At 64.3% G+C, this 11,933-nt stretch carries 16 protein-coding genes; all 16 read right to left on the bottom strand.

Translation table 11 applies throughout. The features are described from left to right. Window positions 1–454 (bottom strand): formate dehydrogenase accessory protein FdhE (gene fdhE / locus VMS96_12190; GenBank protein HVP44185.1); only part of this gene is annotated, 454 nt, incomplete at its 3' end. Between the two features lie 48 nt (window positions 455–502). After that, entirely contained in the window at window positions 503–1,525 is a 1,023-nt protein-coding gene (locus VMS96_12185) for a M48 family metallopeptidase (protein HVP44184.1), read from the bottom strand. Window positions 1,526–1,713: 188 nt separating this feature from the next. Then, window positions 1,714–1,878, bottom strand: a complete 165-nt coding sequence (locus tag VMS96_12180; protein HVP44183.1) for a hypothetical protein — start codon at window positions 1,876–1,878, stop codon at window positions 1,714–1,716. Window positions 1,879–2,092: 214 nt separating this feature from the next. Then, complete coding sequence (locus VMS96_12175; GenBank protein ID HVP44182.1) at window positions 2,093–3,415, bottom strand: cation:proton antiporter; 1,323 nt, start codon at window positions 3,413–3,415, stop codon at window positions 2,093–2,095. Next, window positions 3,373–3,558, bottom strand: coding sequence for a hypothetical protein (locus VMS96_12170; GenBank protein HVP44181.1), 186 nt, complete (start codon window positions 3,556–3,558; stop codon window positions 3,373–3,375). The genes VMS96_12175 and VMS96_12170 overlap by 43 nt, the downstream gene beginning before the upstream one ends. A gap of 37 nt (window positions 3,559–3,595) precedes the next feature. Continuing rightward, window positions 3,596–4,141 carry a hypothetical protein gene (locus tag VMS96_12165; protein HVP44180.1) on the bottom strand — a complete coding sequence of 182 codons (546 nt, stop codon included), beginning with the start codon at window positions 4,139–4,141 and terminating at the stop codon, window positions 3,596–3,598. Between the two features lie 15 nt (window positions 4,142–4,156). Further along, window positions 4,157–4,495: a P-II family nitrogen regulator gene (locus VMS96_12160; GenBank protein ID HVP44179.1), complete on the bottom strand. Its 339-nt coding sequence runs from the start codon at window positions 4,493–4,495 to the stop codon at window positions 4,157–4,159. An 80-nt stretch (window positions 4,496–4,575) separates the two neighbouring features. Next, a complete protein-coding gene (locus VMS96_12155; protein ID HVP44178.1) occupies window positions 4,576–6,180 on the bottom strand; it encodes an ammonium transporter in 1,605 nt (534 codons plus the stop codon). Between the two features lie 145 nt (window positions 6,181–6,325). Next, complete coding sequence (locus tag VMS96_12150) at window positions 6,326–6,508, bottom strand: hypothetical protein (protein HVP44177.1); 183 nt, start codon at window positions 6,506–6,508, stop codon at window positions 6,326–6,328. 13 nt (window positions 6,509–6,521) lie between these two features. Further along, complete coding sequence (locus tag VMS96_12145; GenBank protein HVP44176.1) at window positions 6,522–6,719, bottom strand: hypothetical protein; 198 nt, start codon at window positions 6,717–6,719, stop codon at window positions 6,522–6,524. 177 nt (window positions 6,720–6,896) lie between these two features. Continuing rightward, entirely contained in the window at window positions 6,897–8,201 is a 1,305-nt protein-coding gene (locus VMS96_12140) for a porin (protein HVP44175.1), read from the bottom strand. A gap of 214 nt (window positions 8,202–8,415) precedes the next feature. Then, entirely contained in the window at window positions 8,416–8,913 is a 498-nt protein-coding gene (locus VMS96_12135; protein ID HVP44174.1) for a GNAT family N-acetyltransferase, read from the bottom strand. Window positions 8,914–8,922: 9 nt separating this feature from the next. Further along, window positions 8,923–9,294, bottom strand: a complete 372-nt coding sequence (locus VMS96_12130) for a PilZ domain-containing protein (GenBank protein ID HVP44173.1) — start codon at window positions 9,292–9,294, stop codon at window positions 8,923–8,925. A 77-nt stretch (window positions 9,295–9,371) separates the two neighbouring features. Further along, entirely contained in the window at window positions 9,372–9,671 is a 300-nt protein-coding gene (locus tag VMS96_12125; GenBank protein ID HVP44172.1) for an antibiotic biosynthesis monooxygenase, read from the bottom strand. Between the two features lie 66 nt (window positions 9,672–9,737). Further along, the gene (locus VMS96_12120) at window positions 9,738–11,375 is read right to left on the bottom strand and encodes a hypothetical protein (GenBank protein ID HVP44171.1); all 1,638 of its coding nucleotides are present in this window, start codon (window positions 11,373–11,375) and stop codon (window positions 9,738–9,740) included. Between the two features lie 58 nt (window positions 11,376–11,433). Continuing rightward, a partial coding sequence (locus VMS96_12115; GenBank protein ID HVP44170.1) for a rhodanese-like domain-containing protein occupies window positions 11,434–11,933 on the bottom strand: 500 nt, incomplete at its 5' end.

Here is an 11,933-nt window from a genome sequence, read left to right as displayed (position 1 = left end):
TCCCGGCGCAAGCCGGGCAGGAGGAGGTGGTGTGGGGCGGGCGGGCGCCAAACTGCGAGGCCAGATGCTCGGCATAGGGCTCGACGCAGGCCCGAACGAAGAACTGGGCAGGACCTTTGTCTTCTTGCTGTCCGCCGAGATAGTCGAGCAGCAGCTCCCGCCAGCTCGGTTCCCCCAGTCGGCGGAGCCCACCGGCGGCCTCGCGGAGCTGCGCCGTACCATGGGCCTCGACGACCGCCAGCAGCTCAGGAAACAGCGGAACCAGCAGGCCGGGGTCGAGCTGCGCGCGTAAGGAGCGCTGCGCATCCGCCGCGGTATGCGACACCGCGCTGTACAGGCGCCCCTGGAAATCCAGTACGGGAGCGTAGAAGCGCAGCAGCTCCGCGGCGGCGGGGGTTTCCGAGATCAGCTCACGGGCGCGTGCGGCGCGCTTGTTCCAGTCGGGGTTGGGCATGCGAAGGACATTGAATCATGCCGGTCAAGTGGAGCGCTGGGACTCGGGCTAATTGGCCCGGTGCAGGGTAGGCCGGTCGTCGTCCTCGGGCTTGTTGCCGGTCTGCTGAGTGCGCCGCAACTCAGGCTTGTGCTGATCGCTGTCCTTAGGCGTGTGCTTGTTCTGGATGAGCGCCAGCCGCGCCTTCACCTGCTGGAAGTCTGAGGTATCGACGACATACTCCGGCTTGGGAGGCAGGATGGTGGCAATCTCTTGCTGCGTCCTCTCCAGCCGGTCCGGGGTCTGGGGATGGTCGGCGAACGCCCGGTTCAGGAACCCCGGTTTCTTCTTCTCCAGGGCCTCGACTTTCTCAAAGAAACTGATGAGCCCGTTGGGATCGTAGCCGGCCTTGTAAAGGTACTCAGTGCCCAGGTAGTCGGCTTCCGCCTCGAAACCACGGCTGAACTTCATGAAGGTGGCCGGGAGCGCGATGTTGGCTGCTTGCCCCACTCCGAAGCCCGCCCAGCCGCCGAGCAAGATCATCGGCGCCAGGGCCGCAATGCTTGCCAGATTGCCGCGCGTCATCTGGCGGGCGGCGTGGCAGGCGGCCACATGCGCGATCTCGTGGGCCATCACCCCGGCCATCTCGGACTCGTTGTCGGCGGAGAGGACCACCCCGGTGTTCACGTAGAAGAATCCACCGGGCAGGGCAAAAGCGTTGATCGAATCGTCGTCGATGACCTTGATGGTGAACGGCACCTTGGAGTCGGAGTTGCGCACCAGGTTCTGCCCTACCCGGTTGACGTACTCGGTGACCACCGGGTCCTTGATCAGGCGGGAAGACTGGTCCACCTGGTGGGCGTACTGGGCGCCCATGGCGGTCTGTTTCTCCAGCGAGACCCAGTTGCCGATGCCGCGGTCGCAACCCACGTTGCGGTTGCCGATGGCGTCGATGTTGTTCAGCGTGGACAGCGGGACGGTCGGTTTTTCGCTTTTCTCTTCGGCCGGCTTCTCATTCTTCGACTGGCCGAACGCCCCCACGGACACGGCCAGCACCAAGGACAGCGCGACGCGGCAAAGATCCTTCTTCATACGCGGAAAGCTGTTTCGCCCCTCTCTGGGTAAGATGCCGTTCCCGACCCTTTGGTTACCGGATTCGGGGGCAGCATGTCTGCTTCCATTGTAGGCCTTTGGCCGCCCCTCCGCCGCGGCTCTCCGGGAAAAGATGAAAGGCGAGCGGTCGTGGGGCCGCTCGCCCTCCGCGCACTACAACCTGTGGGTCACACTTCCAGAGCGTCTTCCAACTCCTCGGTGACCATGTGGTTGAACTCCTTGACCGGCATGTGCTGCACAACGTACTCGGTCTGGCAGGCGATGCAGCGCACCCCGTTCTCGAAGATCTCCCATGTCTGATTGCCGCAGTTGCAGGTGTAAAGGTCGTTCATGAGGCCTCCCTGGAGCCCGCGGGCTCGCGCATGATGAAGAGATTCGGAGGATCGGACGACAGCAGCGTCTCCAGCTGCTGCACTGGGAGCGAGGCAGTATCTTTTCGCTGCTTTGCTCCCCTAACTGTGCCTGCTGTGGCGCCCGCCGGCAGTGATGCCAGTCACCGCTACAGGTGAGGTGCCGCTCCGGCCGGAGATGCGGCGGTCGAACGACCTAGAGCGGCGAAACGATCTCTCTTGGAGTCACGGACTCGACGGGAACTGCAGCCAGTGCAACATCGTCCCCGGCGCTGCTTCTCGGGAAGAAAAAGGGCAATAAGGCGGGCGTGACCAAGCTCGTCGCGAGCACCAGGATGACCACCTGCACGTACAGGCCGTGCGAAATCAGGCCTGCGGCAAAGCCGATACTGGCGGTCATCAGGCCGACTTCCCCGCGCGGGATCATGCCCACTCCTACGCTGAACGCCTCGCGCGCGCCGATTCCAGCAGCAAGTGTACCGGCGGCGCACCCCAGGACCTTGCCCAGGACGGCCACAAGAAACAGAGCCAGGAAGAGCCGGATGCGCCCCCCGACGTCCCAGGCGTCGATCTGCAGGCCGATGGAGACGAAGAATATCGGGCCAAGAAAGTCATTGCAGATGGCGCGGACAGCTCCAATGATGCGTTGGCGTGCGGGGGCCGCCGCGGCGAACGCACCCGCCAGAAACGATCCGGTGATCGCTGCCATACCCCCAAGATAAACGGCGAAAAAAGCAAACAGGAACGACACGGCAAGAGCCGCCGCGGCGCTGCACGTGTCGGCGGTCGAGCCTTCGGCGCGCGTTAAGACTGCCCGCATCACTCGCGGGCCGAGTGCGAAGGCAAGAACCAGGAAGAGCAGCATGCGGGCGATGGGAAAGGCGGCACCGGCTGACGCAGTAGACAAGCGACCGGCCGGAGCCTCGATCGCGATCACGATGGAAAGGACGATGAGGCCGAGCACGTCGTCAATCACCGCCGCTCCCAGGATGGTGGAGCCTGTCCGCGAGCGCAGGCGTCCGAGGTTGATCAGCGTCTGGGCCGTGATGGTCACGCTGGTAGCGGTCAGGATGGTGCCGATGAATATGGCCTCGGCCCATGCCAGGCCCGCCATGCGTGAGACCAGCATCCCGCCCACCATGGGTAGCACCACGCCGCCCGCCGCTGCCCAGAACGCAGGCGCCAGGCTGGACCGCAGGAGCTTGACGTCGGTTTCCAGTCCGGCAAGAAACATGAGCACCACCATCCCCAACTGGGCCAGCACCTGGAAAACAGCGGGAACGGAGGGAGAGCCGGCGTCCTGCGGGGAAAACCAGGAAAGATGCCACAGGTTCAGGACGCTGGGGCCCAGCACGATACCGGCGGCGAGTTCACCCAGAACCAGAGGAAGGCCGACCCGCGCGCCCACATGGCCCATGGCTTTTGCAAGCAAGAGGACGATGGCAAGGAACAGGAAGCACTGGAGCGAAGTGTCCACTATTTCTCCGTTGAGCGCTTCCTGTGCATGGCCTTCAGCCAAGCGTTGCTCAACACTGCTGCGGCGCAGCCGAGCAGCACCGGTACTGGTGGTGCAGCGAAGCGCAGGATCAGCACGCCCCCGATGAACACCGCGAAGGCCAGTGTCGCGGGGTCATCCTTCAGGGCGCTGAAGCAGTCGCGCATGAGTGTTTCTGTAACCTCCGGCAGAACATTCCAGGGATCAGTGGACGCACATCACAAGCACCAGCAGCGCCAGGGTCCCCGCAGCGGCGAGCCATATCCCGAACCCACCGAACCGTTTGTTAAACCAGGGCCGGCTGATGCCTTCGCGCTCCCGTTGCCGCTCCTCCTTCAGCAACCGCGCAAGGACAGCGCGCTCCTCCATCGTGGTCGCACAGCCCAGGGCGCGATCGGCGGCCTCGTAACCCTTCTGCGGGACCCTCAGCTTGAAGTAGAGCTGCGCCAGCTTGAGGTGGGCATGGAAGTTCTGCGGCTCGAGCTGAGCGGCACAGGTCAGATGATCGATCGCCGGGTAGATCTGGCTGGTGAGCGCATAGGCTACGCCGATGCCGACATGTGCGTCGGGATCATGGGGTGCGTCCTCCAGCGCCCGCTGGAAGTACACCAGGGCACGGGCCGGCTCCCCCATGCCGAGTTGCTTCAGTCCTTCCTGGAGCGGGTCCGGCCCCGAAAGAACATGGCCTTCGCAGTCATTCCGGGACAAGGCGCGGAAGTTCAAGGTTCTCGCTAGAGTGTTCGGTGGCATCGTCTCCTCGGACCTTTAGAGAGCAGCGGCGCCGCGTTCTTCGTTGCGGATCCGGATGGCTTCGTCCACTTTGGAGAGGAAGATCTTTCCATCGCCGATCTTGCCGCTCCGCGCGGTCTGGATGATGCTCTGCACCGCTGGATCGACCAGACTCTCCGGGAGCACCATCTCGATCTTGATCTTGGGAATGAGGTCGATGCTGTACTCGCGCCCGCGGTAACTCTCCGTGTGTCCTTTCTGGCGGCCATGGCCGCGGACTTCGGAGACGGTCATCCCCTCGACGCCGAGCTGATGAAGTCCCTCTTTCACCGCTTCGAACCTGGACGTCTGAATGATCGCTTCGATCTTTACCATCACTGCCTCCTGGGTTGCTGTCTACCTCCGGCTGAAACCGCCGGAGCGCGTCCCTCCCCGCGCTCCGGCGCCCTGCACCGTCAATCTCCGGCTCCAAAGGAGGGTGCGACGACAGGCGCTGCGCCATACGCTGGGGCCGTCTCGTTGCTGGCCGTCGGGACAGTGCGTTGCATCTTCAGCACGAACTCGGGGTAGCCCAGAGAACCCATCTCGGGAATGTCGAGCCCCTCCAGTTCGGTTTCAGCCGAGACACGTTGTCCGACCAGCCAATCCACCAGCACATTGAAGGCGTAAGAGAGACTGAAGACGAAGCCGAGCAGCGTGGCCACGCCAATGAGCTGCGCGATGAGCTGTCCGGGATCTCCGTAGAACAGGCCGCGGACCGAACCGTTGACCCCATTCCACCCTCCCCCGTAGTTCGAGGTGCCGTCGGCAAACAACCCGACCGAGGTCACGCCCCACAAGCCGTTCACTCCGTGCACGGAGATCGCGCCCACGGGGTCATCGACCTTCGCCACACGCTCGAAGTATTCACAGCTCAGGCAAACCAGCACTCCAGCGACGAGGCCGATGACCGCCGCCCCGATCGTGTTGACGAAACCGGACGGAGCTGTGATCGCCACCAACCCGGCCAGCAGCCCGTTGCCTACCATGGAAGCGTCCGGCTTGCCGTAGCGGATCCACATGTACAGGATGGCGCCGAAGGACCCGGTGCATCCCGCCAGCATGGTGTTGACCGCAACCGACGCGATGCGCAGATTGCCGGCCCCGGATGCGCCCAGCGTGCTGCCGGGATTGAAACCGAACCAGCCGAACGCAAGGATGAAGCATCCGGCGAGCACGATCACCATATCGTGCCCGGGCATGGCATTGGGTGTTCCGTCGCGGTTGTACTTGCCGATGCGAGGTCCGATCAGAATGGCCGCGGCCAATGCTGTCAGGCCGCCCACGGCATGCACCACGCCAGACCCGGCGAAGTCCACATAGCCGTGTCCCAGGCCGAAATTCACCCCCAACTGCGAAAGCCACCCGCCGCCCCAGGCCCAGTTGGCGAACAGCGGGTAGGTGAACGCGCCCATCAGGAGCGAGCAGAAGGCGAATGCGGCGAACTTCCAGCGCTCGGCTGCCGACCCGGTCACGATGGTCAGCGCCGTATCCATGAACACCATCTGGAAGAGGAACATCGCCATGACGCCTACGTCGTAAGTGGCCCCGCTCAGGAAGAAGCCGCTGGTTCCGAACAGGCCCCAGGGTTTCCCGAATGCATGGATGGTGAATTCGTGACTGAGCGGCGCGGTGCCGCCGAGATTGGCCACGCCTCCGACGCCGCCCATCTGGATGGCAAATCCGCACACCCAATAGGCGAACAGGCCAAAGCCGTACACCATGAAATTCATCATCATGGTGTGATTGGCGTTCTTGGCCCGGCACAGACCGGTCTCCACCAGGGCGAACCCGGCCTGCATGAACATGACCAGGAACCCTGCGATCAGGGTCCAGGTGAAGTTGATCGCGATCTTGTTCTGGCCTGCCTGGTTGGCAAGATCGGCCAGCGTGAGGCCGGCTTTCGGATCGGCCACGGCGACATCGGTTGCGGTCCCCGTCTTGTCCCCGGCCGGGTCGCCTTTGGCGAGTTCCTCGGCCGTGGGAGTCGCCACGTCTTTGACGACCGTCGATCCGCTCAAGGACGAAGCGTTCGAGCCTTGAGGTGCTGCGGGCGCCGGAGCTTCTGCGCCTAGGGCGAGCCCACAGAGCAGCAGCATGCCTGCAAGCATTGGCGCGCGTGCGACTGATCTCATTCCCTTTCCTCCTGAAGCGTAGGATCCAGCTTTAGGCCTTCCATATGGCGTGCTTCACGTACGCCGGGTTGAGCATGCCGAGAACGGCAAGGCTGCAGAGGCCAATGCCCAGCACGCAGAGCGTCAGCCGGACCGGGTTGGAGGCGGTCAATACCAGCCCGAGAATCGGGAGCAGCCACCCCAACACGGCGACGACGATGGCGAGGATCTTCATATTCATCTCCTGGTCATCCTTGGTTTGTGAACTCGAGGTGCTTGATGCGGTGAGTGCCGAGAAACGCCTGAATGATCAGCCCCAGCCCGACCACTGCCACGGCGATGCCGATGCCCGGATGGTTCGGCCGCACCACCAGGCCCGCGGGCAGCAGCGTGAATCCCAGCAGGAATACTCCCAGGTAAGTCCCTTGTTGCCGATTCGCAGCCATCTCTAGCTCTCCTTGTCGATCATTGCGTTCGCGTTGTTCCCTTGAGAGGTTGACAGCGGGTACAGCCTGGGCTTCGCTGGTCTTGGGGTTTTGGGTTTCTGCCCAAGCTGACCCGCATGACATCGGCGCCGCGGTTCGCCGATCCTTCGTAATCGCTCTCAGTCATGGCCATCATGGTCATTCCTGATGGGTGGTGAACTGGTAGATCATCCCGGCGGCCAGCGTGGTCTGCCGGGAGACCGGTACTGTGCCTTTCATGAACACGGGAGCGGTGGAGCTATCGTGGCGCAACTCCAGCCGCGTGATCAGGCCCTTGCCGATGAGCCGCTCGACCGTCTGGGTGACCTCGTGCAGGTGCTGCGGCGTTCCGGTGGTGAACCCGTCGTGGTCGTCGTAATACTCGTACCGGGTGGCAACGGCGTACCTGGAATCGAACGCATAGCGCACGTAGCCGCCTACACCGGTCCAAAAGACCGGTCGCGTGCCCAAGGGCAGGTAGTCGCCGCGGCCGTAGTCGTAGTTGAGCATCAGGGAAAGGCGGCTGGACGGCGTAAAGGTCACGACCGTGTCGCTGAGCTGGCGCCAGTGGGAGTTCGTGTTGAGACCCTCCGGGCCAGCCATGTAGTTCTGGGTGATGCCGAACTTCTTGCTCGGCGTCCAGGCGAAGCTCACGCCCAGGGTCTTGCCGGTGTTGTTGTCGAGCACGTTGTTCCAGCCGTTCACCAGGTAGCCGGTGATCGCGTACTTGCTGTTGAAGGCGTACTTGGCGCGGGCCCCGAAGTGGTAATAGGGGATCGCCCAGGAGAACAGCAGGCCGCGCGAATAGTTCCAATTGTCCTTGCTCTCGATGACCTCGGCGCCGTGCGGGGTGACGAACTTGCCGAAGTCGAAGGTCAGGCCGCTGCCGACCGGAACCATATAAGAGAGGTAGGCTTCCTTGAGGTACTGTGCGAAGCCCAGGCCGCCGGGATCGCTGGCATTGACGGCATTCATGGCGTTGCCGAAGCCCAGCGCGACGTGATAGCCGAAGCGGCTCGCCGTCTCCGCCGGCTTATCGGCCACCAGCTCGACCATGTTCAGGGCGAATTGGTTCGCCGGCGCGTCGAATGATCTCAGGCCCGTGGTCCGACTGGCCGGCTGATTGAAGTTGAAGCCGTAGTTGAGGTCCACGAAGCCGCTCAGCGTCGTCGAACCGAGCAGGCCGGAGATGGTGACCGGATGGGCCGTGGACTCGACGGGAGTGGTGACCGCACTGGCCGCGGCGGGCGTCGCTGCGGGCGCGGCCGGTTCCGTGCCCGGTTCCGAATGTGGTGCGTTAACCGTGGCTAACGCCAGTCGCAATTGCGCGACCTCTTTCTCCAACGCGGCCAGGCGCAGCAGCAGGTCGGCCTTCTCCATCTCCGGATCCGCTCCGAGTGGTTGCGCATTGAGCTCGACACCGCCGAATACAAGCACTACCGCCAGCACTGCAAGAACCGCCATGCGGCACAGCTTCATCTCTGTGGCTCACTTTCACCCCCGGCGATGTCACTCCCCAAGTGCATCGCGACTTCCCGACCAGCGATGCGAAATTAGCCGCTCGCTTCCTCGCAGTCCAACGCATAGTTTTTCTGCAGCTCATCGCAAATTTCCCGAAAAATTTTATTTATGGCAGCTATAACGATGCAGGATGGCTGAGGGTGATCCAGCGGTCGCGCTAGGATGCCGCGGCACTGATCGTATGCAGCGGGAAATACATGACCGGAGTGCTGATGTCGAGGCCCGACAGTTGCCGCACCTCTTCGGCGGAGAGGCTCCGAAAACCTACCCGCTGATAGAGCCGGCTGGCGATGTTTCGAGGCGCATGTTCCAGGAACAGGCCGGTCTCGCTTGGACAGCGGCGTGCGGCCTCGCGGATGGCTTCCTGCAACAAGGCTGCGCCGATTCCCTGCCGCTGCCGCTCCGGCAGCACACCCACAAAGGCGATGTACGGTGCGAGGCGCTGCCATAGGTGGCGTCCGTTCGGGTCCCAGCGCTTCACCAGCATGGAAAGGTATCCGACCACGCGGCCCTCGTCCTCGGCCACCAGGTTCAAGCAGCCCTCGGTCCCGATGTTCAGCTCGTAGTTGTAGGGGAGCTTCTCCGCCAGCACGCGCCGGCAGATGGCGGCGGCGGCGTCAAGGTCCCTCAGTTCCGCCGGCCGGATGAGCACCATGCGAACCTCTCAGGCGGCGGGATTGGTGATCGCGGCCAGGCTCTCGAGCGCCCGCTTCAGTTCCTTGCGCTCGGTGTTACTGAGGGCGCCGAACTCGACCCCGTAACGGTAGCCGTCCGCATTCCGTACCGTCGCCGTCAGTCCCAGCCGGACCCGGTACTGCGGCACCTCCAGCACCACCAGCACCTGCTGCCCGACCGCGAGTTCCAGCGGGACATAGATGGCCATGCCCGATTCGCTGAGGTCATACCCGCGGCCGAAGGAGTCGGCGGTCGGATTCTTGGGCGGGACGAAGACGCGCACCCGGAGATCCGACTTCACTCGCGGGTAACGCCGCATCTCCTCATAGCGCTTGGGCTTTGCCGCTCGATCGCCTGCCATCACCTTCGAGTCTGCCGCAGGCCCTCACTCGCGTCGGTGATGCGGAGCACACGCCGATGTGAGTTCTGGCTGCAGCGCTACGGACACCAGGTGGCGTCGTAATGCACGGAGTGCTCGTCAAAGCGCGACAAGAGCATCCGCGCCTCGGGTGGGACCACCGCGTGGTCGCCGCCGGCGAACTCCCGGATCGCGTCCATGGAATCCCAGAGAGTGAGCGTGATGAATTCCACCTCGGCGTTCAGGCCCCGCCGCAGCAGGTAGGCTCCCTGGTAGCCCTTCACGCGATGGATGCCGGGGAGGATCTGGGTGCGCAACAAGCGTTCGTAGGCGTCCGCGTTCTGCGGCGCCGTGTAGCCATGCCAGAGGCGAAGGATCATCGGAGCTCCTGGATGCGAGAGCCGCTCGCGCTTTTCTAGCACGAGCGGCCCGGAAATTGCAGCGCTCTAGCGCACGGCCAGGAACTGTTGCGCGCGTCGCAGGCTCGGATCGTCGGGGCGGCACTGCGAACAGATCTTGACCAACGTCGCGTAGTAGCTCTTCGCGACTTCGGGCTGCTTGGCGGACTCGGCAGCTTGGGCCGCACCGTAGACGGAGTGGAAACGGTTGGGGGCCGACTTCAGCGCAGTCTGGTACTCCGCGAGCGCCAGCGCCGGCTGTTTGGTCTCCAGCAGCAGGTCGGCCAGCAGCTCGCGGGCGGGTTGCACCGGCCCTGGCGTGACCGGATGCTTCTCTGTCGCATCCTCCATGTCGGCGGCGGAGCGCATCAGCCGCAGGGCTTCGTCATCCTGTCCTTGGGCGTGCGCCAGCCATGCGGCTGCGGAGAGACGCTGCACCTCCACCTGCCCTGTCCAGTACTTCGCGCCGGGGTCGGAGCTGGCCTCGAGCTTGCTCTTCAACAGCTGGAGCTGCGCGACATCCTTCTGCGCCGCGGCCACATCGCCGAGGCGCGCCGAGCCCAGGGCCCGGGCCCACCAGGTGATGGCCTCCGCGGCCGGGAGAGTGTTCGGACGCGGAGTCAGGGCGGCCGCATCCTTCCATTGCCGGCGCTCGACGGCGAAGCGGGCGGGAATGGCGGCGAGCGCGTAGGCAGCGACCAAGGCCCCCGGGGTGGCGGGCGTGAGTGCCGCGGCCTCTTCCATCACCCGGCGAGCGTCGCCTTCCTGTCCGCTCTGCAGGTACGCGTAGGTCATGTAGTCCATGGCGTGAAGGCGCTGGTCCCAGGCCCCTTCCATGTGGGTCTTGATCTCGTAGTCGCGGGCCGCGGCCGCCGAGGCACGATTGGACGCGATGGCCTCCTGCCAAAGTCCCAGCCGGATGAAGATGTGCGACGGCATGTGCTGCGCGTGCGGGACGGCGGGCGCGATCTGGGCGTAGCTGCGGGCCGCATTCAGAGCACGCTCGGCCAGCACCGGATTGTCGTAGCTGTGGATGATGTAGTGGGCCACGCCCGGATGCTTGGGCTGCTCGGCGAACACCTTCTCCAGGATGGCGCCGGCTTTCCTGGCGTTGGCGTACGTCTTGTCGGTGGGCGGAGCCGTGGCCAGCAGGGCGAGCGCGTAGAAGATGGAGGCTTCGCGATCGTCGGGGTAGCGCTCGGCCACCTGCTGCATGGCTTTCTCATAGGCCTGGGCCCGCGCGTAGTGGTTGAGCTTGTCGGAATCCTTGTAGAACGCGCCGATAGCGGCCAGGTAGTCACGCTCCCGGTCAGTCTTGCCGGCGATGGACTCTCCCTGTGCGATCGCGGCTAGCCCCTTCTTGAGCGTCTCGGCGTCGGGAAATCCCGGCCACAGCGGGTGCCACAGGCTCATGGCGTAGCCCCAGTAGGCCATGCTGCACTTTGGGTCCTGCTCTGCGATGGCCTGGAACGCTTTGCCCGCTTCCTCGTACCAGAACGAGTGGAGCGTGGCCACGGCCCGCTCAAATTGTGGTTGCACTTTGGCGGAACAGGTGGTCGGGAAGTGGACGGTGCCTACCTGTCCCATGTCACCGAAGTGGGCGTGGCTGTGCTGGTCGTCGGCGCGGACGGGAAGCGAGAGCAGAGCGAGACTGACGGCGAGTACGAGGCAACAGCGGAAACGCATGGTTCACCCCCGGGCAAAATATTTTATGCGCATGGCCGCAGAAATTCGACGCGCTGGCCTAGTGTCCCGCGGCCTTCCAGGCGTCGAAGCCACCGGTGAGATTGGCGATGTCGCGGAGCCCGTCGCGGCGCAGGATGCTGGTGGCGATCGAGCTGCGATATCCGCCCTTGCAATGCACGACGAGAAGGCTCTTGCGATCGAGCTCCTGGGTCCGGGCGCTCAATTGTCCCAGCGGGATGCGCACTGAATTCTCCAGGGCGCCGGTTGCGACTTCGCCCGGCTCGCGCACGTCGAGCACTGCGATCCCGCTCTTCTCTTTCGCCAGCAGCTCCGCGAACTCCTGCACCGAGATCTGCGGGATGTAGTCCAACTCGTAGCCGCTCTCGACCCAGCCGGAGACCCCGCCTTCCAGGCAGGCGTCCACTTTCTCGACGCCCACCCGGGCCAGTCGCATCTGCGACTCGCGCAACTGGTCGGCGTCTTCGGCGACCAGGATGATGCGCTTGTCGAGGCCCAGGATCCGCGCGGCCCAGGAGGCGAACTGTCCGGACAGGCCGA

This window comes from Terriglobales bacterium (assembly GCA_035543055.1).
GTDB lineage: Bacteria > Acidobacteriota > Terriglobia > Terriglobales > Acidobacteriaceae > JAIQFD01.
The sequence above is the reverse complement of the archived record's forward strand: the minus strand, read 5'-3'. Positions and strand labels throughout refer to the sequence as shown.

What these genes read in the sequence shown, in the direction of transcription:
- VMS96_12185 (HVP44184.1), bottom strand. Translation starts at nt 1,525, where the DNA reads ATGAAGAAGGATCTTTGCCGCGTCGCGCTGTCCTTGGTGCTGGCCGTG.
- VMS96_12180 (HVP44183.1), bottom strand. Translation starts at nt 1,878, where the DNA reads ATGAACGACCTTTACACCTGCAACTGCGGCAATCAGACATGGGAGATC.
- VMS96_12170 (HVP44181.1), bottom strand. Translation starts at nt 3,558, where the DNA reads ATGCGCGACTGCTTCAGCGCCCTGAAGGATGACCCCGCGACACTGGCC.
- VMS96_12165 (HVP44180.1), bottom strand. Translation starts at nt 4,141, where the DNA reads ATGCCACCGAACACTCTAGCGAGAACCTTGAACTTCCGCGCCTTGTCC.
- VMS96_12160 (HVP44179.1), bottom strand. Translation starts at nt 4,495, where the DNA reads ATGGTAAAGATCGAAGCGATCATTCAGACGTCCAGGTTCGAAGCGGTG.
- VMS96_12150 (HVP44177.1), bottom strand. Translation starts at nt 6,508, where the DNA reads ATGAAGATCCTCGCCATCGTCGTCGCCGTGTTGGGGTGGCTGCTCCCG.
- VMS96_12145 (HVP44176.1), bottom strand. Translation starts at nt 6,719, where the DNA reads ATGGCTGCGAATCGGCAACAAGGGACTTACCTGGGAGTATTCCTGCTG.
- VMS96_12140 (HVP44175.1), bottom strand. Translation starts at nt 8,201, where the DNA reads ATGGCGGTTCTTGCAGTGCTGGCGGTAGTGCTTGTATTCGGCGGTGTC.
- VMS96_12135 (HVP44174.1), bottom strand. Translation starts at nt 8,913, where the DNA reads ATGGTGCTCATCCGGCCGGCGGAACTGAGGGACCTTGACGCCGCCGCC.
- VMS96_12130 (HVP44173.1), bottom strand. Translation starts at nt 9,294, where the DNA reads ATGGCAGGCGATCGAGCGGCAAAGCCCAAGCGCTATGAGGAGATGCGG.
- VMS96_12125 (HVP44172.1), bottom strand. Translation starts at nt 9,671, where the DNA reads ATGATCCTTCGCCTCTGGCATGGCTACACGGCGCCGCAGAACGCGGAC.
- VMS96_12120 (HVP44171.1), bottom strand. Translation starts at nt 11,375, where the DNA reads ATGCGTTTCCGCTGTTGCCTCGTACTCGCCGTCAGTCTCGCTCTGCTC.